Below are 26999 nucleotides of genomic sequence, written 5' to 3'. Positions count from 1 at the left end.
GCATTGCTACTGGAAGGCCGATACGCCGTAAGCTGGGGTGCGTGGCTCCGGTGCTGACCCTGCTCGACGGTGTCCGCTGGGAGGGTAGGCCACTGGCGGGCGATCGCGCGCATGCCCTGCTGGCCGTGCTCGTGCTGCACGGGAAGGCCGGGGTCAGCGACGATCACCTGGTCCGGGAGCTGTGGTGGGAGGACCCGCCCGCCAACCCCGTCAAGGCGCTACAGGTCGTGGTCTCCCGTACCCGGTCCGCGACCGGCCCCGACGTCGTGGTGCGTACGGCGCGCGGCTACCGGCTGGGCCTGTCGGCGGACCAGGTCGACGCCCACCTGCTCGCCGACCTCGTGGGGCGGGCGGTCAGGGCGCTGGGCGAGGGGGACACGGCCCTGGCCCGCCGGTGCGCCGAGCAGGCGATCACCCTGGCGGGGAACGGTCGTGAGCCGTCGACGGGAGCACTGGCCGACCTGCGCGCCGTCGCCGCCGGACACCTGGCCGAGGCCTGCCGGGTGCTGGCCCTCGCACGGGGCAGGGACGGCGACCACGCGGGCGCGCTTCCCCTGCTTGAGGAGCGCGCGGCCGCCCTTCCGCACGACGAGGAACTGCTGGCCTGCCTGCTGCGCAGTGAGGCGGCGGTGCGCGGTGTCGCCGCGGCGCTGGAACGCTACGAACGCTACCGGGCCGACCTCGCCGACCGGCTCGGCACCGATCCCGGGCCTGAGCTGACGCGGGTGCACGCCGGGCTGCTGGCCGCCGACCGGCCGGTGCGCGAGGGGCTTCGCTACGACGGTTCCTCGCTGCTCGGCCGTGAGGACGACATCCGTACGGTCCACGCCCTGCTGCAGAGCGGCAGGGTCGTCTCCATCGTCGGCCCCGGCGGGCTGGGCAAGACGCGGCTGGCCCACGTGGCGGGCAGGAACGCCGTGCAGCCGGTGGCGCACTTCGTCGAACTGGTCGCCGTGTCCTCTCCCGAGGGCGTGGTGGACGAGGTGGGGTCCGCGCTCGGGGTGCGTGACTCGGTCGTCGGACGGCGGGCGCTGACCCCGCAGCAGCGCGCCGACGTGCGGACCCGCATCGCCGCCCACCTGGACCAGGTGCCCTCCCTGCTCATCCTGGACAACTGCGAGCACGTCGTCGAGGCCGTGGCCGACCTGGTGGCCTTCCTCATCGCCACCACCCGTGACCTGCGGATTCTCACCACCTCACGCGCCCCGCTGGCGATCCCCGCCGAACGGGTCCACCAGCTCGGCGAGCTGGCCACGGGTGACGCGGTCGAGCTGTTCGGCCAGCGGGCCACGGCCGCCCGTCCCGGTGTGCGGCTCGACGAGGAGGTCGTGCGCGAGATCGTCACCCGGCTCGACGGTCTGCCCCTGGCCATCGAGCTGGCCGCGGCCAAGACGCGGATGATGTCGGTCGAGGAGATCAGACGGCGGCTCAACGACCGGTTCGCCCTGCTGCGTGGCGGTAACCGCAGCGCCCCCGACCGGCACCAGACGTTGCTCGCGGTCATCGACTGGTCCTGGAACCTGCTGGGCGAGCGGGAGCGGCGCGCGCTGAGCCGGCTGTCGCTGTTCGGTGACGGCTTCACGTTGGAGACGGCCGAGTACATGCTGGGCGCGGACGCGCTGTACGCCGTGGACGCGCTGGTCGAGCAGTCCCTGCTGAGCGTCAGGGAGACCGCGTACGGTCTGCGCTACCGCATGCTGGAGACGGTCAGGGAGTTCGGCCTGATGCGCCTGGCCGAGGCCGGTGAGGAGGAGCGGGCGCGGGCGGCGCAACGGTCCTGGGCGGTCGAGTACGGCATACGCCATATCGACTATCTGTTCAGTGTCCGCCAGTTCGAGGCCGTGGACGCGCTGCGCGCCGAGGAGGGCAACCTGGCCGACCAGCTGCGCCGGGCGCTGGGCGAGGGCGACTCCGGCACGGTGATGCAGCTGATGTCCGCCGTGGGCGCGCTGTGGTCGATCCGTGGTGACCACCCCAGGATCGTCGTGCTGCGTGAGGCGCTGGTCCAGGCGCTCGACGGCTGGGTCCCGCCCCCGGAGCTTGAGGAGGCGACCAGGGCGGCCCTGCTCATCATGCTCATGAACATGATGGGGATGACCGACCGCACGCTGCGTGACCTGCTCGCCCACCTGCCCAAACGGGAAAGTCCCGATCCCCGCCTGGCCGCGATGACGCGGGTGGTGCTGGCCGGCGACTCCCCCGTCGGGGACCAGGTCATCCGGCGACTGACCGAGCTGAGCCTGAGTTCCGACCACGACCTCGCCCTGATGGCGGGACAGGCGCTGGCCCACGCGCTGGAGAACATCGGAGCGGCGGAGGCCGCGTGCGCGGCGGCGGAGCGGGCGCTGGCCGTGGTGCGGGAGGACGACGGGCCGTGGCAGAAGGCCGTCCTGCGGGCCACACTCGCCCAGCTGACCCTGCAACGGGGAGACCACGAGCAGGCGGTCCGCCACGCCCGTGCCGCCCTTCCCGCCATGATCAGGATCGGCGCCACCGACGACGAGGTGCAACTGCGCGCCGTCATCATCCACAACGCCATCCAGACGGGCGATCTGGAGACGGCCGAGGCCGAGTTCGCCGAGCTGACGCGGATCAGCGAGAGCGAGGCGGTGCAGGGCGAGATGGTGTTCATCCCGATGTGCGCGGCCGAACTGTCCCTCGCCCGCGGTGACACGGCGCACGCCCTGGCCCAGTACCGCCTGGCCGTACAGCGGGCCCGTGACATGCGGCTGACCGCAGGTCTTCCGAGCGGCAGCGAACCGTGGGTGATCGTCATCACCGCCTTCGCGCTGACGGCCCACGCCTACCACGCCGGCCCGTCCGACCTGCGTCACGGCGAGGAACTGTTCGCCGACCGGTCCTTCCTGCTGAACGGGGAGATGCTGAGCGCGCGCAGCCTCTACATCGACTACCCGGTGGTCGGGACGATGCTGTTCGCGCTCGGCGCGTGGGGCCTGCTGTGGGAGGCGCTGCCCGCGCAGGAGGCGATCAGGCTGCTGGTGCTCGCCGAGCGTTTCTCCTACAGCCAGATGATGTCCAGCATGGCCTTCGACCGGATCGAACCGCACGCGGAGAGGGCCGCGCCCGGTCTGATCTCCGCGATACGGGCGGAGTACGGCGACCGGCGCGGCCCCGAGTTGCTCGACGAGGCCAGGAAGGCGCTGCGCGGCCACGGCTCAGATGTGCCGCTTGTAGGAACGCACCGCCAGCGGCGCGAAGATCAGGATGCAGATCAGGCAGGCCAGTAGCGTCCAGGCCACCTCGCCGCTCACGACACCGTTGTTGGCCAGGTCACGGGCCGCCGTGACCAGGTGCGAGACCGGGTTGACCCGGACGAAGGCGGCCAGCCAGCCCGGCAGCGTGTCCACCGGCACGAACGCGTTGGACAGGAACGTCAGCGGGAACATGATCATCATCGAGATTCCCTGCACCGCCTGGGCGCTGCGCGCGATGGTGCCGACCCAGGTGAAGGCCCACGCCAGCGACCAGCCCGTGACGATCGACAGCGCGATCGCGCCGAGCGTCCCGAACACGCCGCCGCCCGGCCGGTAGCCCATGAGGATGCCCATGCCGAAGGTCAGCCCCGAGGCGATCGTGTAACGCACCAGGTCGGCGACCATCGGCCCGGCCAGGGGCGCGATGCGGGCGATCGGCAGCGACTTGAACCGGTCGAAGACGCCCTTCTCCATGTCCTCACGGAGCTGGGTGCCGGTCGCCATACAGGTGGTCAGCACGGTCTGGGCGAGGATGCCGGGAATCATGAGCGGCAGGTAGTTGCCCACGTTCCCGGCGATGGCGCCGCCGAAGATGTAGGCGAACATCGCCGTGAACAGGATGGGCTGCATCGTCACGTCGATGAACTGCTCGGGGTTGCGGAACATCTTCTTCACCGCCCGCCAGGCCATCATCATGGTCTGGCTGAGCGTCTCGCCGACCGAGACGCGCCGCCGCGCGGACGCCACCCGGTCGGCGGCCCGTACGGGCTGGTGGGCGGCCGGTGCGGTCAGGGTGCTCATCGGTTCTCTCCGTCGTTGTCGTTCTTCTCGTCGGCCTCGTGACCGGTGAGGGCCAGGAACACCTCGTCCAGGCTGGGCTTGTCCACGCTCACCGACGCTACGGACACCCCCGCGGTGCGTAGCGCGATCAGCACGTCGGCGGCCAGGTCCGCCTGGCCGAGCGGGGCGGTGAGCCGTCCCTGCTCCGGGCTGAGCACGGGCTCGACGCCGACCACACGGCGCACGATGTCCGAGGCCTGCCGCATCTCACCGGGTACGGCGAGCACGACCTGCAGGGCGGAGTCGCCGACCGTGGTCTTCAGCTCGTCCGGGGTGCCCTCGGCCACCTTCCTGCCGTGGTCGATGACGGCGATCCGGTCGGCGAGCTGGTCGGCCTCGTCGAGGTACTGGGTGGTCAGCAGGACGGTGCAGCCGTCGGCGACCAGGTCGCGGATGGTGTCCCACATCTGTCCACGCGTACGGGGGTCGAGTCCGGTGGTCGGCTCGTCCAGGAAGATCAACGGCGGCCTGGTGATCAGGCTGGCGGCCAGGTCGAGCCGCCGCCGCATGCCCCCGGAGAACTGCGCGATCGGCTTGTTGGCGGCCTCCTCAAGCCCGAACCGCCCCAGCAGGTCGGTGGAGATCCGCTTCGCCTCCGCGGAGCCGATGCCCTGCAGCCGCCCGAACAGCCACAGGTTCTCCCGGGCGGTCAGGTTCTCGTCGACCGACGCGTACTGGCCGGTGACCCCGACCAGCTGCCTGATCACGTGCGGGTTGTCGGCCACGTCGACGCCGAAGATCTCGGCGCGTCCGGCGTCGATCTTCAGCAGCGTCGCCAGCATCCGCATCGTCGTGGTCTTGCCCGCGCCGTTGGGGCCGAGGACCCCGAAGACCTCGCCGGGCCGTACGTCCAGGTCGATCCCGTCGACGGCGCGGTACGTGCCGAACGTCTTGACCAGTCCTTCGGCCCGGACGGCGCTCACCGCCGTCTCGGCACCGGACCTCGTCTGTCTTGTCTCTTGGGTGATGCTCATGGACACAGGTTCGACGACCCGGGTTTCACCACACCTTCGCCCCGGTTTCGCGGCGCCTCCTGGGTGAAACCCGAGGCGTTCAGGCGTTTGCAGAAACCGTCAACACATTCTGCGGAAACCGTCAACGACATTCCGCCGGAGAATCAACAGACTGGCTTCAGCCTTTCGTCCGGAAAGGAGAGAAGCAGAGTCCGTGCCAGGGGTCGCCGTTTCTCCGGCGAACGTCCCCCTTCGATCCGTACCGCGTGCCCGCGCGCAGCCGAGGCACGTCCGGACCTGCGGGAACAGGGGACCGCGGTAGCGCGAGCCGTACCTCACATGGGCAGCAGGCGGGATCGATCCGGGTACGGCTGTCGCGACATGCTTGCCGGTGCGGTGTCCGATTCCGTCCAGGAGTGCCTCCCGCCGGGAGGCAGCCGTGCCGCACCCAAGCCCGTACAGGTCCGCTGGTCTGGCCGGGAGAGCCGACGCGCCCGCGTTCGCGACCGTGACCGCTCTGTCATGACACGCCGGTTCGCCGAGTCGGGCGCGACCGGAACGCCTTTTAGGAGAGCTTCTTGAGAAAGTCGTTATATACCGCGCCGGTCGCACGGCTGCGTTTGCCGGGTCCACCGTCGGCCTCGAATGTGGGAGCCGGCCGCCGCCGAGGCTGGTGGAGCCGGATCGCCGCGGTTGTGGTCTCCGTGACGCTGGTCCTGGCCGGCGCCGTCACGCCCGCGCAAGCGGGTGCACCGCTCCGGCCGTCCTCGTGCGAGGGCGCCGACCGCGCCGCCGCCCGGCTGGGGGGCATCGGGCCCGCCGGCGTCGGCCAGGCCTCGGCGATACGCCTGATGTGCGCGGGTGAGGCCCCTGCGCGCCTCGCCGCGTTGGCGGAGGACGCCGACGACGTGGTGATGAGCTTCGAGGTCTCGCAGGTCGACCGTGGTCCCCTCCAGGCCGAGGTGGACAAGATCCACAGAGCACAGGCGACGGGTCAGTCGCTGAGCGATCACATGATCACGCTCCTGAAGTCGTACGAGGTGGGCGTTTACCCGGACGCATGGGAAGGCGTCGGGTTCGAAGGCTCCATCCAGGTGATCGACACCGGGGTGGCCATCGTGATACCGGCCGACCAGGTCGGCCCGAACGCGAACTGGTGGCAGAAGTTCCTCTCCGCCACTGTGGGGACGGGCGCGATGATCCTGACCTCGGCGTTGTGCCTGGGAGCCTTCAATGTCGGCGCCCCGGCGGCCGCGCCGTTCTGCGGAGCCCTCGGCGGATTCGTGGGGGGCATGATCGGGGAGTTGTTGAACGCCTATTTCGACAACAGGCCGTTCACCGACCCGGCGGTCTGGACGGAGGCGTTGGCGGTGGGCATCCACGGAGCCATCACCGGCGCCGTGCTGGGCAAGGCGCTCGCGGTGATGGAGACGGGGGCCAACCCCCTGCTCCAGAAGATCGCGCAGGGCGTGAAGAACCTGGCGGCGAAGTTCACCGCGTTCCGGAGCCCGCTTGAGTTCGTGGCCCAATATCTTGAGGGCCTCGCTCCAGCCCTTCTCGCGAATCTCCACAGGCTCCGCAACGGCATCGGATCCGCGAGCCTGCGTCCGATGGCACTCGGGTCGTCCAGCACTTACGGGGAAGGCAGTTCGGACGGGAACGGTTACCGCGACACCGCCGATCAGGGGTTCAACGATCTCGCGGAGCGCAGGGCACAGCCCGCCGGTACCGAGGTCAGTGACGACGTCACCCCCTGGGTGGACTGGGTGGACTGGGTGGGCTCGGTCCGGGTGGGGACGATGGAGGACCGGGAGGTCGAGGGCTGGCGTGGGTACACGATCGACCTGATCGCCGGGAAGGCCCAGTGCGCGGTCAAGGTGTTCAAGCCCAACGTCATCACGCTCATCGCCGGCGGCAACGATGTCCTCTACGACATCCAGATGGACGGTGCGATCGGGCGGCTCCAAAGACTGGTCGAGCAGATCGCCGGTGACTCTCCGAGGACCGTCGTCCTGGTGGCGGGGATGCAGCCCTTGAACTCCCCGAAATTTCCCGGCGCCAACGCGCGGGGTGAGGCGTTCACCGCCCAGATCCCCGCCATGGTCGATCTGCTGGTGAAACGCGGCCTGCGTGTGGTGTACACCGACACCACCGGATTGGAGCTCTCCGACATCGGCACCGATGGCATTCACCCCACTGACCAGGGCTACGAGAAGATCGGCACGGCGTTCGTGAAGGCGGCCGGTCAGGCGAGTGACAGAGGTTGGCTCCGGCCGCCGGCCGAGCAGGATCCCGGCCAGGTGTCCGACGCCTGTGGCGGCCCGAGGGACGACGGTACCGGCACCGGTGACAACAGCTCCAAGCTCGGCCCGAACTGGGAGGACCGCGGCGTCATCCAGGACCAGCAGTACCCCTCCTCCAGCCGATTCTGGATGGTCGACGTCAACAAGGACCGCAAGGCCGAGTTCGTCGCGGTCGACGAGAAGCAGAACTTCCGGTTCTGGTGGAACAGCGGGCCCTCCGGCAAGAACTGGATGCCCTTCGTCGAAGGCCAGAACTCCTACAAACCCGCGGCCGGAGCGGTGGGCAACATGCTGCGGTTCGGTGACGTGGACGGCGACGGGTTCCCCGACTGCATGGTGGTCTGGCTGACCGGCAAGGTCGAGGTCTCCACCTGGAAGGGCGACAACCCCTCCGGCCAACGCATGTGCATGAACAAATACGGCGGCATGGCCAGTGTCTTCGACGAGGGGTCGCAGGGTGAGATCCTGAACATCGACCCGGCCACGAAGATCCGGTTCGCCGACGTCACCGGGGGCGGCCGGGACGACTACCTGCTGATCAAACCGGACGGCACGACGACCGCCGCGTACAACAGGGACTTCCAGAACAAGGACGGCCGCAAGTGGCTGGACTGGACCGCTCCCCAGCAGATCAGTGGCGCCCTGGCCAACCCCCGGGAGATCCGCTACGCCGACATCAACGGTGACAAGCGGGCCGACCGCATCCTGATCACCCTCAAGGGCGGCGCCCGCGCCTGGATCAACGAGGGAGCCAAGGGCGCGGGCGGCACCTACCGCGACATCGGCAGGATCGCCGGGGACGGTGACCTGCCGCCCAAGGACATCCAGTTCGCCGACATCGACGGGGACGGCAAGGCCGACTTCCTGCGCATCGGCTGGACCGGTGTCACCCACGCCTGGCTCAACAAAATCCCCGCCGACTACTTCGACACCTTCCACCCCTGAATGAAGACTCCGGGGTGCCCGATGCGCCGGTCACACCATCGGGCACCCCAGACCCGCGGTCACCGCTGTGGAACGGGCCCGGAACAGGAGTGCGAGAAGCCGTACGGTGGGCCTGGGAATGGCCAGTCAAAGATTCCTCGGAGGAGGTCAGCCGGAACGCCCCCGTCCAGCCGGCCGTTCTCTTCAGCTCTTGTGAGTGACGTATATCGCGTTCAGCACCTGCTGGAAGAACTCGCGTAGTAGACGCTCCGGCCGGTCGGCTCGGGCCAGGTGGCGTAGGAGACGGTCTTCGTCGAACGTCCGGGGACGGCGTGCGGCCCGGAGTCCTGGTTCCAGACCTTGTCGATGCAGACGTAGCGCGTGGAGGAGCACTCGTTGGAGAGGTCCACCCTCCTGGCGTACCCGACGTCGTAGAAGTGGTGCTGAACCGCGCAGGCGGCCTTGTTCACAGAGGACGTCGGCAGGCCGGCACCGGCGGAGCTGGCGCTGGAAGGGGTGGCGAAGACGGACAGGGCGAGCGTGCCGACCGCCACGGCGAACGCGAACTTTGTCGTGGTGTTCAATTTCTCGGCTTTCTCTGTAGGGAGTTCAGGTTCGCGGTCGACCGTTTCGCACAGCCCACCGTTTCGGCCTGAGATTCGTTCCGACCCTACGAACGCCCGCTTTTGTTTCGCTATCGACCCGATATGACGGCGACGCCGGTCGTGACCTCCGGAGAACGATCCCTTTTCGTGCTGGGTAACGGCCCTCGCCCCCGCGTGAAACGACCACGGTTTCTCTCCGGACGGACGGGACGCCCGCCCTCGCTATCGTGATCACATGGGGCCTGACGTACGGTTCAACATCCTGGGGCGGCTCGAAGCGACGGTCGACGGCAGGCCGGTGCGGCTGGGCGGTCCGCGGGCCCGGGCCGTACTGGCCATGCTGGTCGTCGGCCACGGCCAGGTGCTCAGCATCGACCGGTTGGCCACCGCCTGGGGGCGGCACCCGCCGGCGACCGTACGCAACCAGGTCATGATCGCGGTGGCGGCCCTGCGCAGGGAACTACGCGGGATGGGCGCCGGACCGGAGATCATCAGGACGGAGGGGTCCGGCTACCGGCTGGCCGGTGGCCTGGTGGACACGCACCAGGCGGAGCGGTGCATCGATCGGGGCAGGCAGGCGGCTCGGGCCGGACGACAGGCCGAGGCCGCCGACCTGCTGGGGCAGGCCCTGACACTGTGGCGGGGCCCGGTGCTCGCCGACCTGGAACTGGAGGAACTGGCGGCCTTCGCCGGACGGTGGGAGGAACTGCGCCTGAGCGTCCTTGAGGAGCGGGCCGAACTGGGCCTGGCCCTCGGCCGGCATCGCGACCTGGTCGGTGAGCTGTCCGAACTGCTCGCCGAGCATCCCCTGAGGGAACATCTGCGGGCACTGCTCATGACGGCGCTGCACGGCTCCGGGCGGCGGTCCGACGCGCTGGAGGTGTACCGCGAGGGGCGAGCCCTGCTCGCGGACGAACTCGGCCTCGACCCCGGGCCCGAGCTGCGCCGGTTGGAGGCGACCGTCCTCGCCGACGCCCCCGACCCCGAGCCGTTCCACGGACGCGAGGAGGCGAGGCAGGTGCCCGCCGAGCTACCCGCCGACGTGACCGGCTTCGTGGGGCGTGAACACGACCTGGCTCTGCTGCGCCGGAATGCCCTCGCCGCGGGCGCCCCCTCCATCGCGACCGTCACCGGCGCGGCCGGCGCGGGCAAGACCGCCCTGGCCGTACGGTTCGGCCATCTCGTGACCGAGGAGTTCCCCGACGGCCGGCTCTACGTGAACCTGCGAGGGCACGCGGCCCGCCCGCCCATGCCGCCGCTGGAGGCCCTCGTGCGGATGCTCGGTTCGCTCGGGATACCCCCGGAGCGGATCCCCGAGCAGGAGGAGGCCGCGGCCGGTCTGTACCGCTCGCGCCTGTCGGGCCGCCGGATGCTGGTGCTGCTCGACGACGCGCGGACGGCCGAACAGGTACGGCCCCTGTTACCCGGCGCTCCCGGTTGCCTGGTCGTCGTCACCAGCCGCAACGCGCTCGCCGGGCTGACCGTCTCCCACGGCGCCTGGAACCTGTCACTCGGCGTGCTCGACCGGGACAACAGCGTCCGGCTGCTGGCCTCCATCGTCGGGGACCAACGGTTGTCGGCGGAGCCGGAGGCGGCCGAGCGGATCGTACGGCTGTGCGGAGGACTCCCGCTGGCCCTGCGTGTGGCCGCCGCGACGCTGGCGACGCGTCCGCGAAGGTCGCTGGGCGAGTACGCCGCCGCGTTGTCCGCGCGAGGGCTGGACCTGTTGCGGATCGACGGCGACGTGGCGGTCCGGGCGGCGTTCGAGCTGTCGTACACGGGCCTGCCGGAGGCGGAGCGGCGCCTGTTCAGGCTGCTGGGGCTGGTCCAGGGGCCCGACGTCACCGCGTCGGCCGTCGCCTCCCTGGCCGACATCGAGATCGCCGAGGCCGAACGGCTCCTGGACCGCCTCGCCGCCGCCCACCTGATCGAGGAGTACCGGCCGTACCGGTACACCTGTCACGACCTGCTCCGGCAGTACGCGGGAGAGCTCACACTCCGCGACGACGACTCCGCGACCGGCGTCCGGGCCCTCGAACGCCTCGGCGACCGGTACCTGGCCGAGGCCGTCGCGGCGGCGGAGAGCGCCTATCCCTCGATCACCCGCCTGCCGCTCCCCGTCCCGTCCGGGCTCGGGCCCCGCGCCGAGGCGATGGCCTGGTTCAGCGCCGAGCAGGCCAACCTCGTCGCCTTCGCCCTGCACGCCGCCGGCGCCGTCGACCCCTCCTCCGCCGCCCGCAGGCCTCCGGTCACCGGCCCCAGACGACACGCCTGGCTGATCGCCGACGCCCTGCGTGGTCACCTCGTCCACCACACCGCCACCAGCCTGGCCGACATCGTGGCGATCGCCGACGCCGCGACACACGCGGCCACCGTCGAGGACGACCCGCTCGGCCTGGCGGCGGCGCACCTCTGCGCGGGCACGGCCGCTCTGTGCCGCGCCGACTACTCCGCCGCCCACGCCGCCTGTGAGCTGGCCATTCGGTACAGCGAGCACGCGGGCTGGTCCGCGGGCGCCGCCGCCGCGCACAACAACGCCGCCACCGCCTGTCATGACCTGGGCAGGCTGCGCCAGGCCATCGACCACCTCGTCAGGTCCGTCGAGCTCAACCGCGAGATCGGCGACACCTACGGCGAGGCCCGCGCCATGGGCAACCTGGGTACCGTGCACCTGGAATGCGGCGACCTGGAGGAGGCGGAACGGCACCTGCGCGACGCCCTCGCCCTCCACCGTCACCTGCGCGGCAGCGAGCTGAGCCACTCCCTCAACGAGCTCGCGACCGTCCGGCGTCTCAGCGGCGACCTGGACGAGGCGCTGGCCCTCGCCACCGAGGCGCTCGGCCACGACCGCGAGAGCGGCCTGCACGTGCCCGAGGCCAAGAGCCTGACCACACTGGCGGAGATCCACCGTGACCGCGGCCGTCTCGACCTCGCCCTTGAGGCCGTGGTCTCGGCCGGTGAGCGCGCGGAGGGCGCGCGCCACGTTTACGCCATGTGCCGCGCCACGCACGTCCTCGGCACCGTCCAGGCGATGACCGGACAGCACGGCGAGGCTCTCGACGCCCACCAGCGAGCACTCACGTACGCCGTCACGGCGGGCATGGTGCACCTGCAGGTCAGGCCGCTGCTCGGCCTCGCCCGCGCGCACGCCGACCTGGGCACGCACGACCGCGCGATCCGGTACGCCCGTCAAGCTCTGGACCAGGCGTCCTCGACGGGCTACCTCCTGCTGGAGGACCTGGCGCTGTCACTCCTGGCCGACCTTGAGGGGAAGCCGCAGTCGGCACGCCGCGAGGAGGACGGGCACCGTACCCGGCGGTGACGCGGCGCGAGGACCTACGGTCACCGCGTAGGTTCCGGGCACGACGCAGAGCCAGTCTCCGACCTCGGCGACCCAGACGGAACCGTCGTCGATGTTGCGGTCGAGGATCTCGCTCAGACGGCAGGGTGTGCGGGTGCTCGGGTCCAGGGAGAACTTCGCCGTGATGGCCGCGGCGTCCATTCCCTGAACCCATGTGGCACCGAATCCCAGCGCCCACAGGTCCATGTCGTGGTCGAGTCCCTCGGTGAACACGGTCGACACGAGGAGCCGATAGAGACGTGTTTCCTGCCGAAGACGCATGGGGGAAGTCAACCATTCGATCAACGCGGAATGGGGATGCGCAGGGAAGGCAGGTCAGGGGGGACGGGGGTGGCGAAGGCGTCGGTGAGCATCGTGGAGACGGTGTAGAGGTGCCACAGGACGTCCATCCGGGAGTCCGGCAGCCGTGCCACCTGGGCCGCGTCCACGACGTGTGCCAGCCCGTCCGCCCGCAGTTCCCCGCGGTCGTCGATCACGGCCGCGCGCAGCAGGCCGGTCAGCTCGGCCGAGGGCTCGGTCCGCCAGTTCCAGGGCTTCCCCGCGGAAGCCGCGGAGGCTTTCAGGAAACCGGCAGGAGAACCGGCGGAAGGCCCGGAACGCAGGGGCAGGCCACGTGAGCGGAGCCGGTCCCACAGGCTCGGGCGGCTCTCCTCGGTGAACCGCCACGGACGCCCCTCGACGGGCACGTCCCGCAGCGAGGGCGCGAAGGCGTTGATCACCCCGTGGATGAGCGCCTCCGAGCGTCGCCACAGCGGGTCGATCCCGAGCGCGGTCCTGACGACCAGGTTGTCGAGGAACGGCGGGACCGGGTTCTGGCCGCGCAGCAACGACGCCCGCGAGGCGGCGTGCCAGCGGCCCACACGGTGCGCCAGATACAGCCGGTCCAGGGCGCCGGGGCCGTCCAGGTCCCGCCAGGGGGAGGCCAGGGCCTGGGCGTGCTGTCTGCCCTGGTCGGTCAGCAGGTCGGCGTTCCTGCTGAAGAGGCCGTCGATCCGCCGCCTGACGGCCTTGGCGTCCAGACCGGTCTGGTTGTGCAGGAACCCGCCCCGCAGGACCTCCCCGCCGTGCCCGGACATCCGTGGCGTGGGGTCGAACCGTACGCCGGCCGGGATGTTCTCGTAGACCGAGATCATGCCCTCGCAGGCGAACAGGACGTTGTGGCCGCGAACGTGGGGATGGGGGACGACCAGCTCCGTGCCGTCGTCGGACCGTTTCGGCCGGGCGACGCTGTGCCGTACGCCGAGGGCCCGCGCGACACGTTCGGCGAGCACCACGTCGGGGCTGTCGTCATGTCCGGAGGTGGCCGTCACGAACGGGATGCCGGCCCTGTGCAGCAGCGCGGCGAGGAGACGGCTGTCACGGCCGCCGGTGAGCGACAGCCGTACCGGCTCGGTGGTGTGGCGCAGCGGTCGTACGGCGGTGAGCAGCGCGTCGGCGAGTTCGTCGACCTGGGCGCGTGCCGCGCGTCGGGAGGCGGGGGCCTCGCGGGCCTCGGGGAACGGGGTCTCGGTGACGGTACGGCGCCCGCCCTCGACCCTGATCTCGGCGGCCGGGGGCAGCGCGCCGACCCCGTGGAACGGCGTCTCGTCGGACAGGAAGTAGCCCGCCCGCACCATCGACTCAAGGGCGGCCAGGTCCCAGACGATCGCGGGGCGGCTCGACGACGTCTCGGCGGCCCTGGCGACGAGGTGCACGAGCAGCGCGCGGCTGCCGATGACGTGGACGTCCGGGGTCTCGGCGTGGAAGACGGGACAGGCCCGGGTGAGCCCGGTGGCGGCGCTCACCTCCGTCCCGGCGACCCGGAAGATCGAGAAGACACCACCGGTGCGGGTGACGGCCTCGCCGAGCCGGGGTACGGCGAGCAGCCGGTCCACCTCGGACGGTTCGGCCAGGTGCCCGGTGAGGGCCGCGACCCGGCCGCCACCGGAGCACATGATCGGCGACCCGTGCCCCTCGGGTTCGTTCGACCAGGACAGCAGCGCCGTGTCACCGGTGGCCGAGTGCCACTCGTCCGAGGCCAGGGTCGAGGCGGGCACCGGGAAGGCACGGGCGATCCCCTGGCGTGCCGCGTCGAGGACCACGGGCGGCAGCGGGACGCCCGTACGTCTGGCGACGATCATCAGATGGACACGCAAGGCGACCCTCCCGGACATCGGTGATCCACATCCCTGTTCCGCCGATGCCCGGGTTCACCTTCACGAAGGACGGGTCAGTCGCGCTTCCTGGGGATGTTCCAGCGGCGGCGAAGGTGCTCGACGCCCAGGTGGAAGGCGACGATGGTGGGCAGCGTGTAGAAGGCCGAACCCCAGCCCTGGGCGAGGTGGACGTTGACCGCGGCGAAGGCCAGCACCGAACCCAGGGGCCACCAGGTGCGGTGGTTGGAGGCGAGTACCCAGCACGCGGCCCTCAGCAGCAGGGTGCCGAGGTCGTACAGCCTCATCAACAGGGCGGCGCGGACCAGGCCGAGGCCGTACCGGACGGGGTTCGGGGAGGCCTCGACGGCGGCCTGCCAGTCTTCGGCCTGCCACCGCCGGGCGCGGCCGCCGACGCGCAGGGCGAGGCGTAGCGCGAGGAGGCCGCGTGTCCTGTTCCGGAAGGCCGGACTGTCGAGGACGTTGACCGAGACGATGGAGCCACCGACGAACAGGGCCATCCCGGCGAAGGACAGACTGCCCGACAGGTCGCCGCTGTCCAGCCAGACGTAGACGCTGAAGGCGAGGAGAAGAAGGGTGGCGGCGACGGCGATGCCGATGATCATGAGACGTTCGTGGTCGCTGATCTCGGCGGACGCCGAGTCGTCGGAGTCGAACCAGCTCGCCGTGCCGACCGGGTCGTCGATCACCGTCCGGCCCTCCTCGGACTCCAGGACCACAGCGAGGTACGGCCCCGCCGGAGGGCGGCGTACTCCTGGCGGCCGGTGCCGGACAGGGTGTAGAGACGGCGCCGGGGCCGGCCCTCGGGGACACCCGCCTCCCAGGAGCCGGTGATCCACCCGGCCTTCTCCAGCCGTTCGAGAAAGGGATAGACCGTGCCGGGACCGAGCCCGGTCTCCTCGGTGACGCGGTATCCCCACAGCGGGTCGTCGGGATCGGTGGCCAGGAACAGATCAAGGACAAGTCGTGTGGTGGTGGTCAATCGAATCTTCGGCGGCGGATCGATCATCGGGCACCCCCATATTGATGAAGATACGTCCGCTGTGTCCCGGACGTGGAGAACGTCCGGGGCCGGGAACGGGCCGCGAAGGATTTGTCAGCGAGAGATCGGCAGAAGACCGTTCCCGTCACCTCACGTCGTCCCCGGACGTAGTTGGACTGGGGGACACGCACTCGGTGCGGTAGCCGTGGAGCCACGCGTCCGCCTGCGGGCTGGGATGTTCGACGCGGTAGGAGAAGGCGTACCGGCCGTCTCCGCCGCTGCGGTGCTACCAGGCGGTTCCACCCGTTCCGGCGCGTTCACCGCCGACGACGAACCGGTGACGCTCTCCACAAGCTGGGAACCCTTCGCCCTGGTCAAGGGGACGCCCATCGGCTGACATCGTGATCCCCGCGGGCCGGTACCAGGTGAGCTACGGCGCAGCGATCGACGAAACACCGCAGACCTGAGACATCCCACGGCGCGTTCACCGGTGCCCTCTTGTCCAAGGGCTTCCTGGGCTCCTGCGGCCCTGCCGTACGTCCACATTCACCTGTTCGCCTGTGGACAACGTGTCGGTCGAGCGACACAGGAGCGATCGGCGGTACGGCTCCGGGGTCGCCGCTCTGGCCGGTTCGTGGGGCGCCCGGCGGTCCGGGGCGCAGGCCGCCGCCGTCGGGAACGGAGGCCGAACGACGGCCCATCTGAATGGCCGCCCTGACGTCCCGGCACAACGGTAATCGCATGCGGCACGCCGTCGGCGAATAGGTGAATTGGCGGGGAAAGCCGGTTCGGGGTTTCTCGACAGTAATCTGAAAAGGTTGCGGACCGTATGTTGTGGCCACACGGGTTTTCGATGATTCGGGTTCCGATTTGCGATCGTGCACTTGGGCCGCCCTGAAGTGAAAAAGGCCTTGCCAAGGTTCAAGTGAACAGCAGGGTTGCCGTGGGGGAGGCCTGGGAACCGCACCCGCCCACGGGGCATCCGTAGATGCGGTAGAGAGGCTAATCGCGCAGCTCTCCCGGGCGGGACCGCCTCGGTGGCTTTTGCGCCGCCCTGCTCGCCGCCAACGCTGATTACAACGGTGGCTGCGCCATTGCCCACTGTCAGGGCTCCGGTACCGGCTGGTGTGACGGCACCGGGCCGCAGAAATACCAGATCGGCGTCAAGTGTGGGAACAACGTCTGGTACTGGAGCGCCGGAGCGAAGGCCTTCGGTGACCGGACCGGCCTGAGTGCCTACTGCCCGAGTGGGTACGCCTCCCTCAACCACGGCTGGCGCCGGTACTGACATTCACTTGTCGCGGTTGGTCGATACGTCGGCCAACTGCGGCGTTTTCGTTCAGTATGGAGCGCATGCGATCAAGAGCCGAAGATGAAAGCGTGCGGACAGAGCCGTCCTTGGGCCTCTCCGGCGGTTCCCCGTTTTTTCGCCACCGGGTTTTCGTGGGTTTGATGGTGGTCGTGGGGACCGTCGTGTACGGTACGCTGGGGCTTGTCAAGTTCTACACGTTCCGCGTGGGCGTCTATGATCTGGTGATATTCGATCAGGGCGTCCGCGGCTATGCGAATTTTTCGGAACCTCTGTCGTACGTCAAGGGAAACTGGGAAACCCCGGGTGTTCCGTTCTCCCTGCTGGGGGATCATTTATCTCCGATGCTGGTGCTGCTGGCGCCCTTGTACTGGATATATGACGGTCCGGAGACACTGATCGTCGCGCAGGCGATACTTTTCTCCCTGGCCGTGGTGCCCCTCTGGACGTTCGTGCGCCGGACTCTGGGAGTGCCCGCCGCCTATTTCGTGTCCGTCGCCTACCTGATCTCGTGGCCCATCGCGGAGGCGGTTTCGTTCCACTTCCACGAGTACGCTTTCGTCCCTCTCCTGACCGCCCTGGTTTTCGAGAGGATAAGCGCCGGGAAGCTCGCTCAGACGATCCCGTTCCTGGCCCTTGTCCTTGCGGTCAAAGAGGACATGGGAATTTTCGTGGCCGGACTTGGCGTCGGGCTGGCATTGACGCGTGGAAGGCGTTTGTTCGGGGCCACGCTGTTCGTCTGTGGTGCCCTCTACATGTATCTCGCCACGCATGTGGTGATTCCGTTTTTCGGTGGTCAGGCCGATCGCTACTGGTACTACTCGTTCTGGGGGGCCGATCAGTCGGATGCGATCGTCGGTGTCATCACCCGGCCGCACGATGTGGTGACCACTCTTTTCAGCCCCGGCGTCAAGGCGTGGACCGTGCTGCTCCTCCTGGGGCCGTTGTTCTTTCTGTGCCTGGCCTCGCCGTACATGCTCGCTCCGGGAGCGGTGTTGCTGGCCAGGATGCTGGCCACCGACCCTGGCGCGTCCGGCTGGTGGAGTACCCACTACCACTACAACTCCGCCGTCGTCATGGCACTCGTCTGTGCGGCGGTCGACGGCCTGGCACGTGTTCGGCGTCGTGCGCGTAAGGAGGTGTCGCGCCCTGCCACGCTGTACCTCCCGGCGGGAATGGCGCTCATGATGGTCGGGACAGTGCCGTTCTTCGCGTTGGGGAATCTGTTCTCACCAGCGTGGTACAGAACGCCCGACCGCGTACCCGCCGCCGTCGCGGCGCTGGCCACTGTCCCGGACGGGGTACTGGTCGAGACCGCGAACAGTCTGGGGCCACAGATCTCGGCGAGAACACACGTCGTGGCCTGGGCCGCGAAAACCGCCGAACGGCCCCAGAGAGCGCCGTGGGTTGTCGCCGATCTCGACGAGAGGCAACCCCATTTCGCCTCGGTCGCCGACCAGGCTTCGGATGTGGCGGCTCTGCAGAAGCGTGGTTACCGCAAGGTCTTCTCCGAAAAGGGATACGTGGTCCTGTGCGCTCCGGCGGCGTGCCGCTGACGCCACGGGTGCCGACACCTGGCCGGGCGTCAGCCCGAGGACGGGCGCGGCCTGGGGGAGCAGTGTCTTCAGGTCGGTGAACGAGATGCGGGTGGAGCCGACGAGGGCGAGAGCCGTACTGGGCGGCCCAGAACCGGTCCGGGGCCGCCGCCGAAGAGCGGGAAAGGGCGGTCGGCGCCCACGGTGACGGACGGCAGAAGGCCATCCGGGTCGTCGGGGAGGTCCGGGCGAGGCATCAGGACAGATCGGCCCAAGGGGCCGGCGGAGCTGAGGCGAAGAAGCGGAGGAGGCCGAGAAGCCGGCTGGCCGGAGGGGCGGTCCAGTGGCGTTCGTCCGGGCGCGGGACGGGATCTTTCAGGCGTCCAAGTGCCCAGGTGAGGTGGAGCCACAGCACGCGGGCTTCCCAGGTCGGCGCGCTCGTTGGGGTTTCCTGGCCGGTTTGCTGTCGGTAGCCGTCGAGCATGGCCGGGACGCCGGCGAGGGGCATCTTGGCGAAGTCGACAGCGGGGTCGGCCCATGCGGCATCGCCCCAGTCCACGATGCCGTTGAGCTGGGTCGTCTTCGGGGAGACGAGCAGGTTCTGCGGAGCGATGTCGCCGTGAACCAGGACCATGGGCGGGCTGGTGGGGAGATGGGGCGAGAGCCGGTCGAACCATCCGGTGAGCCAGCGGGCGGTCCCGGTGTCGATCCAGCCGTCCTTGAGGAGGCGGTCGGTGAGTGCCCAGGGGTCTGTGACGTCGTTGTCCACGGGAACGCCGGTAAGGGCCGGTGCGGTGGCCGGGGAGAGCCGGTGCAGTTTGCCCAGCTCTCGCCCCACGTTCCGGAAGAGACGTTCGGTGTCGGCGGCGGGTGGTTCGAGGCGTGCGAGATCTACTCCCCGCGTTCGGGTGAGCACCATGTAGGGCACGTCCACCACCGAACAGGTGTCATCGAAGGCGACGACTTCCGGAGTGCGCACGCCGACGTGCAGGGCGAGGGGAATGACCGCGGACTCCTTGACCAGGTCCGGGAGGAACCGCTCGGCCCGTGGGACGCGCAGGACCAGGTCGTCTCCGAGAAGGAAGACATGGTTGGCCACCCCCTGCGGCAGGGGCCGCACCTGCTCGGCGCTGATCCCGTGCAGGCCGGCGATGGCGGCCAAGGTCTCGTTGCTCGTCTCGTGTTCCACCATGACGAAGCATGCTGGCACAGACGGCTGGGCGCCGTTTCCCCCTTTTCGACCGCTGACGGCGGCGGGGTCTCACACAAGGTCGGGGTGATCGAAACGCCCGGAACCCTGGACCTCCTGGTCTGATCGATGCCCTGCGATGCGCCCGTTGTGCCCGCTGAGGTCGCCCGGTCCCAAGGCGACGCGACAGCGGCGGACCAGGACGAACCTGCTGCCCGACAGGCTTTCAGGCCGCCGGCCGGCAGGTTCGCTCGACGACCCTAGATGACGGTCGACCTCGCTCCTGACGTGATCAACATGCCTGACAACCCTTGGATACCGGTCAGGCGTGTTCCCCGAACCCTCACATGCCCTACATGTCTGACCGCCGAGAGTCACTCAAGACAACGGTGCCCCCGGCACGCGAGCCGGGGAGCCTGAGGGCGGCCAGGACGGCTGTCAGCATGACGGCGCCCAGGACGTGGACGGCGACGCGCATTCCCTCGGCGGAGGTGGCGGCCAGGGCCTGCCCTTCGATGTCACGGTTGGCGACGGCCACGAGCACCGCCAGGCCCACGGCGGTTCCCACCTGCAGCGCGGTTGAGGCGACCCCGGAGGCCAGGCCCTGTTCGTCCGCCGAGACGCCGGTGCCCGCGGCGATCCACATGGCCTCGTAGGTGACGCCCATGCCCAGACCGATGACGACGACCCCGGCCAGGACGGTGAGGAAGGATCCGCCCACGTGCATGCCGGGGGCCAGGAGCACGGCGCCCACGGCGTTGAGGACGATGCCGACGACCAGCGTGTTCCGGGTGCCGAACCGGTGGATCAGCCGCTCACTGAGGAAGTTGCCCGCGGTGATCGACAGCGTCGGGCCGAGGAACGCCAGCCCGGTCTCCAGGGCACTGAAGCCAAGGACGTTCTGGAAGTACAGCGTCAGGAAGTACGGCACGGCCTGCATCGTCAACCCGAAGACGAGGATGACCACGACCCCTCCGCTGAACGCGCGGTTGCGGAACAGCCGCAGCGGCATCAGCGGTGTCCGGCCGCGGGCCTGGACGCGCAGGAACACGACCAGCAGGACCACCGCGAGAGCGGCCGCGGCGATCACCTCGGTCCGTCCCCAGCCGACCTCGGAGCCGTGTGCCACCGCGAAGATGAACAGCGTGACGCCCGCGGTACCGGTCAGGGTTCCCGGAACGTCGACGCCTCCTCTGGTGACACGGCCGTCGGAGGGCAGCAGGGCGAAGGCGGCGACGGCCCCCACGGTGGCCAGCGGGACGTTGACGTAGAACACGGCCTGCCAGCCCAGCGCCTGGGTGAGCACTCCGCCGACCAGCGCGCCCACGGTGAGCCCGCCTGCGCCCGCCATGGCCCAGACCGTCAGGGCGCGGTTGCGTTCCCTGCCCTCGGCGAAGGTGGTGTTGACCAGGGCCAGCACCGCGGGGAACAGCACCGCGCCGGCGAGGCCCTGCAAGGCGCGCGCGGTGAGCAGTACCGCCGGGGTCGTGGCCAGGCCGCCCAGTACGGAGGCCACGCCGTACAGCGCCATGCCGAGCACGAACATCCGCCGACGCCCGATCAGGTCGGACAGCCGGCCGCCGAACAGCAGGAAGCCTCCGTAGAGGACGGCGTACGCGGTGATCACCCATTGCAGGGTGTGCGGTGTGAAGCCGACATCGGTCGCGATGTCGGGCAGAGCCACATAGATGATGGTGAAGTCGAGACTGATGATCAGATGCCCGAGCGCGAGCAGCGCGAGGCTCCGCCCCGGCCGTCGGCTGCGGGGCGGGGACTGGGTTGTGGACATGGGTGTGCCTTTCGTCCGTGTGCGGTTCGGTGGCCTGTCATGGCTGCACCGGGACCGGCGGACACTTGTTGGCACACCCTCTGAGGGCGCTGGGGTGGGCGGCGCCCGGACTTGGCCCGTCCGGTCCGGTCATCGCCCCTCCCCTCTTCACGTGCGCTGCGCTGTCTGGCACGACTATGCCGCTCGCCGTGTTCCACGGCATCGGACGCCCGGTCGGCGCGATCCGGGACCTTGGACCTAGGACCTGTTTTGTGGACCTTCCGCTCCGAACGACCCGAGCCCTGGAGGGCTTGCCTGGGTGATCCCGTCTGCCGTCCGGTGCGGCGACGGTCGCGTGTGATGTTCCTTTGATGTTCTGGGGTGTTCACGGCGGGACGGGGCCTTGGGCGGTGGCTGCTCGGCTCAGGTGGTGGCGGGCTCGGGGCGGCCCAGGGGGCCGGCGAGGTAGTGCTGGACGGTGGGGGCGACGGCGGCGAGGAGGACGGGCAGGTCGCGGTCGGCCAGGGCCGGGAGCCGGAGCAGGTGGCGGCCCAGCGCGATGCCGAACAGGTGGTTGAGCGCCAGGGCCAGGCGCAGGTCCGGGTCGTCGCCGGGCAGCAGGGAGAGGACGTCTTCGGGCAGGGCGGCGGTGAGCTGCGCGCGCAGCTGCTCGCGGGCGCCTTCGTGGGCGAAGGCCGACGTCACCGTGGCGCTCAGGGACCCGGCCAGGCCGGGGTCCTCCCACAGCGACAGGTAGGCGAGGGTCAGGCGCTCGCCGAGCTCTCCGACGGGCCCGTCGAAGGCCCCCCGGACCTGCTGGACCGCCTGGCCGGGCAGCTGGAGGGTGGCGGCGAACAGGCCGTCCTTGTTGCCGAAGTAGTGGGCCAGCAGCGCGACGTCGACCCCCGCCGCCGCGGCGATCGACCGCATGGTCGCCCCCCGGAACCCCTTGGCCGCGAACTCGTGCCTGGCCGCGGCCAGGATGCGGTCCCGGTTACGGCCGTCGCCGCCGGGCGGCCGCCCGGGACGCTCGGAGTCCTTCTCGCCCATGTCAGGCACTCTATCCGATATCAACAGCTGTTGACATCAACAAGTGTTGAAATACAGTGTGGTGGTCCGGATCCCGATGGGCGACCCGCGTCCGGCAGCGGATCCGCACCGAGAACCCCTGGAAGGCACCCCGCGCATGTTCTCCACATTCGATCTTGAATTCGCCTGGATCGGCCTCGGAGCCGCGATCGTCCTGACGGCCGCCCTCCTGACGACCGATGCGCTGCGCGGCGGCCGCGCCCTGCCCCGGTGGAAGGACCCGACCTGGCTGGGCTGGGTCGCCGTCGTCGTGTACCTGTTCCACAACATCGAGGAGTACGGCATCGCCGCCGACGGCGCCCACCACGCCTTCCCCGACTCCCTGTGCACCACGCTCAACCGGGGCGCCTATCCGGAATGCCCGATCCCGACAGAGTTCTATCTGTTCGTCAACATCGGATTGGTCTGGGTCGTAGCGGTGATCTGCGCCCTGCTCGCCGGCAAGTACGTGATGATGGGGTTCGCGTTCTACAGCATCGTCATCGTCAACTGCTTCGTCCACATCGTCCCCGCCCTTGCCACCGGCACGTACAACCCGGGGCTGCTCACCGCGGTCGTGATGTTCCTGCCCGCCTCGGCCTGGATGATCGGCGTCTTCCTCAGGCACCAGGACCCGCCGCTCGGCAAGTGGCGCCTGCTCGGCGTCGTCGGCGTCGGTGTGGCCGCCCACGGCGCCCTGCTGCTCACGATCAACCTGTTCCTGAATGACGTCATCTCCGGACCCGTCCTCGACCTGCTGCAACTCCTCAACGCAGGCCTCGTCCTGCTGGTCGGCGCCCTCCTCCAAAGGTCCCTGCCCCCGGCACGCGCCGCGACGGCGAAGACCGGCACCCAAGCCGCCCGCTGAACGACGTGGGACCCTTTCCGCACACGGCCGCCGGCCAGGAGCCGTCGGCGGCCGAGGGTCGCGGCACCGTGGTCGTCGATGACGGGGCACCATGAAGAACCGGCTGCGCGAACCGCGTGCGGCCCGCCGATGGGGTCAGGCAGACCGGTGCCAGGTCTCCTGGCGGCCGTCAACGTCATCGAGACCGAGCGGTACGACCCCGGCCCGCCCCTGGCCTTCGCCATCGCCGACGTCTTCGGCCTGAGCGGTCTCCTCTGCCATCGAGAATGGCAGTTTTGCCGTCTGGTGTGGCGATAATCGCGCGTGATACTTCTTTGGTTGGTAAGCGACCAGGAGCTCTCCGGCCATAATGCCGAATATATGCATGGTTTCGGTTCTTCAAGTGGCCGGATGTAATCAGGCGCAGAGTCGGGCCTGAAACTGGATAAGGCGGAAACAAAGGCCTTGGCCGGAATTCTGGCGCATGGCAGGACTGCCGCGGGCGGGAGGCCTGGAAAACACACCCGCCCACGGAAACATCCGTAGACGTATTAGGGAGGTTACTATGCGGACACGCATACGCGCAGCTCTCCTGGGTGGGATCGCCTCGGCGGCCTTCGGTGCCGCCCTGCTCGCCGCCCCCGCCGCCAATGCCGACTGGAACGGTACCTGTGCCATTTCCTACTACCAGCAGTCCGGAACCGGCCATGCCACCGGCTGGTGCGGCGGCACCGGACCGGAGAAATACCAGATCGGCGTCAAGTGCGCGAACGGTCTCTGGTACTGGAGCCTTTTCGCGAAGGACTTCGGCGACACCACCGGCCTGACCGCCGACTGCCCGACCGGATACGCCGCCGTCGGTTACGACTGGCGTCGTTTCTGACATTTCCGGGAACCAAGGGTCCCGGGCCGTTTCTGAGAGGAGGCTGAGAGCGACCTAAAGGTCAGTGTCCCGTCTCGTCATACTCCAGTACATGTCGATTCCAGAGGCGGCGTCCGTGGGGCCGAGGTGGCGTGCCGTACGGCAGGGCGCCGGATACTGCGCGGCCGGGACGATGTCGTTGTATCTGCTGGTCAAGGTGATCTGGGTGGCGAGGCTGCTGCTCGGCGGCGGTTCGTGGGAGGCCGAGACGCAGGTGGCCGACTGGGCGCTGCTCAACGCGTTGACCGTGGTGATGGCGGCGGCCGGGGTGGCGCTCGGGCTGTCACTGGCCCGGCCCTGGGGAATGCGGATCCCGGCGCCGTTGCTGCTGCTCCCCGCCTGGACGGCCGCGGGTTTCCTGGTGCCGATGCTGCCCTACATGGTGGTGAGCGCTCTGCTCGGCGACGGGAGCTCTGAGGAGGGAGCACGTGCCGTGAGCGTCGCCGAGCCTGCGGCGGCCGGATGGGAGATGGCGTTCCTGGCCATCGGTTTCGCCGGGATGGGGCTGGGCCTGGCCGTCGGCCTGCCGATCTATCTGCGGGAACGGTGGCCCTGGGCGTTCCTGGGCCGGGTCGGCGACCTCCCCCGGGTCCGTCCCACCTGGCGGGCGAACGCCGTACGGGCGGCACTTGCCGTCGCGGCGGGCTTGGGGGTGATGTGGTCGTTCTGGGCGGTCGGCGGCACCGTGGGGCTCCGCGCCGACCTCGGTCTGAACGGCCGGTTGCTCGCCGCCACCTCTGGAGCGTGGGCGTTCGCCGCGGCGGGAGGCGTCTGTGTGCTGACCGCCCGGGTGGCCAGGCGGCTGGCCGTGTGGTTCCCGATGGCGGTGGCCTTCGCCGGATCGGGCTTCCTGACCGCGTGGAGCGGCTGGAAACTGGGGATCTCCGCCTTCGGTCCCGACGGCTTCGCGCCCCGGGAACACCTTCCCGTCGCGTTCGCCGGGAACATCCTGGCGGTCGCCGCCGGGGTCGTCATGGTGGGCGCCGTGCTCCAGGTGTACCGGTCCCGGGCCGGAGCTCAGCGGGCGTCGTAGTGGTCACGGTTCGCGAGGACCTCGGCCATGTGTGTCTGCGCCCAGCTTCTGAGCCCGCGCGTCATGTGGTGGAGCGAGCGGCCGAGGTCGGTCAGCTCGTAGGAGACGGTGACGGGGACGGTCGGCGTCACGGTGCGGGTGAGCAGGCCGTCGCGCTCCAGTGACCGTAGCGTCTGGGTCAGCATCTTCTGGCTGACCCCGGCCAGAAGCCGGGCGAGTTCGGAGTAGCGCATCGCCCTACCGGGGCCGTCGTCGCCGCCCAGCGCGCACAGGATCAGGACGACCCACTTGTCCGAGATCCGGGCGAGCAGTTGCCGGCTGGGGCACGCCGCCAGGAACGCGTCGTACTCCACCTTGGCCTGGGCCGCCTTCGTCGTCACTGGTCGCACCTCTCACCGGCGGACGGGTTACGCGCTCCAAAGTACCTACTTCCCCATGGGAAGTTCCTCTCCGATGCCGATGCCGATGCCGATGCCGATGCAGGCGCCGCCTTGGGCGCACGACGAGAGGCGTCACGATGAGTACACCCGGTGGCTCCTGGACCCTGGGCGACCTGGCCGAACTGGACGGCATCGGCCGCTGGACGGCCTTCAGGAGGATGCCTCGTCGCCGATGGCGCGGAGGACCTCGGAGAGCCAGACGAACCCGTATCCCACGACGCGGTCGGGATCGGAGAGCATGTCGTCCAGGTAGCCCCACGAATCGGACAGCGCGCCGATCGTGAGGTCTCGCGGCTCGTTGTAGACGTCGTAGGCCTGGTCGCGGGGCACGGACCAGAACTCCTCGGCGTTGATCTCCACCACCTGCCCACCGGCGTTGATCCGTTCCATGAGCAGGTCGAAGACGCCTTTGAGCTTCTCCACGGGGATCTCGACCATCAGCGTCCTTCCTGCGGTGCCTGGCGTTTCCCTCGATTGTTCGCCGATCCGGTCTCGCCCCCTGACGGAGTCGCCGGTCGGCGGCCCCGGAAAGGTCACGCCTCCGAGCCCGGCGGTCCCGCGCGATCCGTTGTGAGTCAGTTGCCCAATTCAGGTTGGACAAGCAAGAGGCGGTCCGCTAGCGTTGATTTCAGTTAGTCAACTAACTAACAAAGCGGCGAAGCGATTCGCCATCCTGGAACGGGGAGAGTCATGATCGTTGTTACGGGTGCCACCGGGAACGTCGGCCGTGCGCTGGTGCGGGAGCTCATTGAGGCCGGGCAGCAGGTGACGGCGGTGGCCCGCCGGATCGAGGCGGCCAACGTCCCGGCCGGGGTTCGCTCCGTGGCCGCGGACCTGGGAGACGCCGACAGTCTTTCCGGCGCGCTTTCCGGTGCCAAGGCGCTGTTCCTGCTGGTCGCCGGGGAGGACCCGGCCGGGGTGCTGGCGAGGGCGAAGGCCGCAGGGGTGGCCAGGGTGGTGCTGCTGTCCTCCCAGGGGGTGGGCACCCGGCCCGGCGGCGCCTACGCGCACGCCGCCGGTTTCGAGCAGGCCGTGGCCGCCTCCGGGCTGGAGTTCACGGTGCTGCGTTCGGGCGGAATGGCCTCCAACGCGTTCGCCTGGGCCGAGCCGATCCGCGCGCACCGGACCGCCGCCGCCCCGTTCGCCGAGGTCGGGCTGCCGTTCGTCGACCCCGACGACGTCGCGGCGGTGGCCGCCGCCGTACTGACCGGTGACGGGCACGACGGCGCGACCTACGTGCTCACCGGCCCGGAGTCGACCACGCCGAGGCAGCGGGCCGAGGCGATCGGGCGGGCGATCGGTGAGCCGGTGACGTTCGTCGAGCAGACCCGCGAGCAGGCGCACGCGCAGATGTCGGCGTTCATGCTCGCCCCGGTGGTGGAGGGCACGCTGTCCATCCTCGGCGAGCCCACCGAGGCCGAGCAGGCGGTCAGCCCCGACGTGGAGCGCGTCCTCGGTCGTCCGGCCACGCCGTTCGCCGCCTGGGCGACGCGCAACGCCGCCGCGTTCCGCTGACCGGCCCCCGCGTCGTTTACGAAACCGGAGTTGCGTA

Annotated in this window: 22 protein-coding genes; 10 read left to right on the top strand and 12 right to left on the bottom strand. The window is 69.7% G+C overall.

The features are described 5' to 3' along the window. Nucleotides 1-41 precede the first annotated feature (41 nt). On the top strand, nt 42-3248 hold the full coding sequence (locus tag ACFOYY_RS21755) for a BTAD domain-containing putative transcriptional regulator (protein WP_386191339.1): 3207 nt from the start codon (nt 42-44) through the stop codon (nt 3246-3248). On the opposite strand, the gene ACFOYY_RS21750 is transcribed toward ACFOYY_RS21755, so the two are convergent. Both ACFOYY_RS21750 and ACFOYY_RS21745 read right to left on the bottom strand, forming a co-directional pair. Continuing rightward, nucleotides 3177-4016 (bottom strand): ABC transporter permease, encoded by an 840-nt coding sequence (locus tag ACFOYY_RS21750; RefSeq protein ID WP_386191336.1) that lies wholly within the window; start codon nt 4014-4016, stop codon nt 3177-3179. The genes ACFOYY_RS21755 and ACFOYY_RS21750 overlap by 72 nt on opposite strands. Then, nucleotides 4013-5029 (bottom strand): ATP-binding cassette domain-containing protein, encoded by a 1017-nt coding sequence (locus ACFOYY_RS21745; RefSeq protein WP_362782232.1) that lies wholly within the window; start codon nt 5027-5029, stop codon nt 4013-4015. The genes ACFOYY_RS21750 and ACFOYY_RS21745 overlap by 4 nt, the downstream gene beginning before the upstream one ends. A gap of 674 nt (nt 5030-5703) precedes the next feature. On the opposite strand from ACFOYY_RS21745, the gene ACFOYY_RS21740 reads away from it, so the two are divergent. Beyond that, entirely contained in the window at nt 5704-8256 is a 2553-nt protein-coding gene (locus tag ACFOYY_RS21740) for an FG-GAP-like repeat-containing protein (protein WP_386191334.1), read from the top strand. 212 nt (nt 8257-8468) lie between these two features. Here ACFOYY_RS21740 and ACFOYY_RS21735 read toward each other — a convergent pair whose 3' ends face one another. After that, on the bottom strand, nt 8469-8819 hold the full coding sequence (locus ACFOYY_RS21735; protein WP_386191332.1) for a hypothetical protein: 351 nt from the start codon (nt 8817-8819) through the stop codon (nt 8469-8471). 256 nt (nt 8820-9075) lie between these two features. Between ACFOYY_RS21735 and ACFOYY_RS21730 the strand changes: the two genes are divergently transcribed. Further along, on the top strand, nt 9076-12162 hold the full coding sequence (locus ACFOYY_RS21730; RefSeq protein ID WP_386191330.1) for an AfsR/SARP family transcriptional regulator: 3087 nt from the start codon (nt 9076-9078) through the stop codon (nt 12160-12162). Here the strand turns inward: ACFOYY_RS21730 and ACFOYY_RS21725 are convergent. The 4 genes from ACFOYY_RS21725 to ACFOYY_RS21710 all read right to left on the bottom strand — a co-directional run bounded on the left by ACFOYY_RS21725 (nt 12088) and on the right by ACFOYY_RS21710 (nt 15363). After that, a complete protein-coding gene (locus tag ACFOYY_RS21725; RefSeq protein ID WP_386191327.1) occupies nt 12088-12423 on the bottom strand; it encodes a hypothetical protein in 336 nt (111 codons plus the stop codon). The two genes, ACFOYY_RS21730 and ACFOYY_RS21725, sit on opposite strands and share 75 nt — an antisense overlap. A gap of 59 nt (nt 12424-12482) precedes the next feature. Beyond that, the gene (locus ACFOYY_RS21720) at nt 12483-14336 is read right to left on the bottom strand and encodes an asparagine synthase-related protein (RefSeq protein WP_386191324.1); all 1854 of its coding nucleotides are present in this window, start codon (nt 14334-14336) and stop codon (nt 12483-12485) included. A gap of 74 nt (nt 14337-14410) precedes the next feature. After that, nucleotides 14411-15043 (bottom strand): hypothetical protein, encoded by a 633-nt coding sequence (locus ACFOYY_RS21715; RefSeq protein WP_386191322.1) that lies wholly within the window; start codon nt 15041-15043, stop codon nt 14411-14413. Next, nucleotides 15040-15363 carry a PadR family transcriptional regulator gene (locus tag ACFOYY_RS21710; RefSeq protein ID WP_386191319.1) on the bottom strand — a complete coding sequence of 108 codons (324 nt, stop codon included), beginning with the start codon at nt 15361-15363 and terminating at the stop codon, nt 15040-15042. The genes ACFOYY_RS21715 and ACFOYY_RS21710 overlap by 4 nt, the downstream gene beginning before the upstream one ends. A gap of 178 nt (nt 15364-15541) precedes the next feature. On the opposite strand from ACFOYY_RS21710, the gene ACFOYY_RS21705 reads away from it, so the two are divergent. Continuing rightward, the gene (locus ACFOYY_RS21705; protein WP_386191317.1) at nt 15542-15733 is read left to right on the top strand and encodes a hypothetical protein; all 192 of its coding nucleotides are present in this window, start codon (nt 15542-15544) and stop codon (nt 15731-15733) included. Between the two features lie 983 nt (nt 15734-16716). After that, the gene (locus ACFOYY_RS21700; RefSeq protein WP_386191315.1) at nt 16717-18201 is read left to right on the top strand and encodes a DUF2079 domain-containing protein; all 1485 of its coding nucleotides are present in this window, start codon (nt 16717-16719) and stop codon (nt 18199-18201) included. 235 nt (nt 18202-18436) lie between these two features. Here ACFOYY_RS21700 and ACFOYY_RS21695 read toward each other — a convergent pair whose 3' ends face one another. From ACFOYY_RS21695 to ACFOYY_RS21685, 3 genes are all read right to left on the bottom strand, one after another. Further along, a complete protein-coding gene (locus tag ACFOYY_RS21695) occupies nt 18437-19372 on the bottom strand; it encodes a phosphotransferase family protein (RefSeq protein WP_386191312.1) in 936 nt (311 codons plus the stop codon). Nucleotides 19373-19721: 349 nt separating this feature from the next. Then, nucleotides 19722-21158 (bottom strand): MFS transporter, encoded by a 1437-nt coding sequence (locus ACFOYY_RS21690; protein ID WP_386191309.1) that lies wholly within the window; start codon nt 21156-21158, stop codon nt 19722-19724. Nucleotides 21159-21560: 402 nt separating this feature from the next. Continuing rightward, nucleotides 21561-22187: a TetR/AcrR family transcriptional regulator gene (locus tag ACFOYY_RS21685; RefSeq protein WP_352012825.1), complete on the bottom strand. Its 627-nt coding sequence runs from the start codon at nt 22185-22187 to the stop codon at nt 21561-21563. Nucleotides 22188-22323: 136 nt separating this feature from the next. On the opposite strand from ACFOYY_RS21685, the gene ACFOYY_RS21680 reads away from it, so the two are divergent. The 4 genes from ACFOYY_RS21680 (at nt 22324) to ACFOYY_RS21665 (ending at nt 25007) form a co-directional block, all read left to right on the top strand. Continuing rightward, a complete protein-coding gene (locus tag ACFOYY_RS21680; RefSeq protein ID WP_386191306.1) occupies nt 22324-23073 on the top strand; it encodes an HXXEE domain-containing protein in 750 nt (249 codons plus the stop codon). A 147-nt stretch (nt 23074-23220) separates the two neighbouring features. After that, nucleotides 23221-23370, top strand: coding sequence for a hypothetical protein (locus tag ACFOYY_RS21675; RefSeq protein ID WP_352012827.1), 150 nt, complete (start codon nt 23221-23223; stop codon nt 23368-23370). Between the two features lie 247 nt (nt 23371-23617). Beyond that, nucleotides 23618-23935, top strand: coding sequence for a hypothetical protein (locus ACFOYY_RS21670; RefSeq protein WP_352012828.1), 318 nt, complete (start codon nt 23618-23620; stop codon nt 23933-23935). Nucleotides 23936-24026: 91 nt separating this feature from the next. Then, complete coding sequence (locus tag ACFOYY_RS21665; protein ID WP_386191302.1) at nt 24027-25007, top strand: hypothetical protein; 981 nt, start codon at nt 24027-24029, stop codon at nt 25005-25007. Here the strand turns inward: ACFOYY_RS21665 and ACFOYY_RS21660 are convergent. Together ACFOYY_RS21660 and ACFOYY_RS21655 are read right to left on the bottom strand one after the other, a co-directional pair. After that, a complete protein-coding gene (locus ACFOYY_RS21660) occupies nt 24992-25387 on the bottom strand; it encodes a winged helix-turn-helix transcriptional regulator (RefSeq protein WP_386191299.1) in 396 nt (131 codons plus the stop codon). The two genes, ACFOYY_RS21665 and ACFOYY_RS21660, sit on opposite strands and share 16 nt — an antisense overlap. Nucleotides 25388-25597: 210 nt before the next feature. Further along, nucleotides 25598-25885, bottom strand: a complete 288-nt coding sequence (locus ACFOYY_RS21655) for a hypothetical protein (RefSeq protein ID WP_352012831.1) — start codon at nt 25883-25885, stop codon at nt 25598-25600. A gap of 252 nt (nt 25886-26137) precedes the next feature. Here ACFOYY_RS21655 and ACFOYY_RS21650 point away from each other — a divergent pair, with 252 nt between their 5' ends. Further along, on the top strand, nt 26138-26962 hold the full coding sequence (locus ACFOYY_RS21650) for an SDR family oxidoreductase (RefSeq protein WP_386191296.1): 825 nt from the start codon (nt 26138-26140) through the stop codon (nt 26960-26962). The last annotated feature ends 37 nt before the right edge of the window (nt 26963-26999 follow it).

The organism is Streptosporangium jomthongense (assembly GCF_042650425.1).
In the GTDB taxonomy this organism is placed as follows: domain Bacteria; phylum Actinomycetota; class Actinomycetes; order Streptosporangiales; family Streptosporangiaceae; genus Streptosporangium.
The sequence above is the reverse complement of the archived record's forward strand: the minus strand, read 5'-3'. Positions and strand labels throughout refer to the sequence as shown.

Excerpts from the sequence above, each read along its gene's own strand:
- ACFOYY_RS21750 (WP_386191336.1), bottom strand. The coding sequence starts at position 4,016 with ATGAGCACCCTGACCGCACCGGCCGCCCACCAGCCCGTACGGGCCGCC.
- ACFOYY_RS21745 (WP_362782232.1), bottom strand. The coding sequence starts at position 5,029 with ATGAGCATCACCCAAGAGACAAGACAGACGAGGTCCGGTGCCGAGACG.
- ACFOYY_RS21730 (WP_386191330.1), top strand. The coding sequence starts at position 9,076 with ATGGGGCCTGACGTACGGTTCAACATCCTGGGGCGGCTCGAAGCGACG.
- ACFOYY_RS21710 (WP_386191319.1), bottom strand. The coding sequence starts at position 15,363 with ATGATCGATCCGCCGCCGAAGATTCGATTGACCACCACCACACGACTT.
- ACFOYY_RS21695 (WP_386191312.1), bottom strand. The coding sequence starts at position 19,372 with ATGGTGGAACACGAGACGAGCAACGAGACCTTGGCCGCCATCGCCGGC.
- ACFOYY_RS21690 (WP_386191309.1), bottom strand. The coding sequence starts at position 21,158 with ATGTCCACAACCCAGTCCCCGCCCCGCAGCCGACGGCCGGGGCGGAGC.
- ACFOYY_RS21685 (WP_352012825.1), bottom strand. The coding sequence starts at position 22,187 with ATGGGCGAGAAGGACTCCGAGCGTCCCGGGCGGCCGCCCGGCGGCGAC.
- ACFOYY_RS21680 (WP_386191306.1), top strand. The coding sequence starts at position 22,324 with ATGTTCTCCACATTCGATCTTGAATTCGCCTGGATCGGCCTCGGAGCC.
- ACFOYY_RS21670 (WP_352012828.1), top strand. The coding sequence starts at position 23,618 with ATGCGGACACGCATACGCGCAGCTCTCCTGGGTGGGATCGCCTCGGCG.
- ACFOYY_RS21665 (WP_386191302.1), top strand. The coding sequence starts at position 24,027 with ATGTCGATTCCAGAGGCGGCGTCCGTGGGGCCGAGGTGGCGTGCCGTA.
- ACFOYY_RS21655 (WP_352012831.1), bottom strand. The coding sequence starts at position 25,885 with ATGGTCGAGATCCCCGTGGAGAAGCTCAAAGGCGTCTTCGACCTGCTC.
- ACFOYY_RS21650 (WP_386191296.1), top strand. The coding sequence starts at position 26,138 with ATGATCGTTGTTACGGGTGCCACCGGGAACGTCGGCCGTGCGCTGGTG.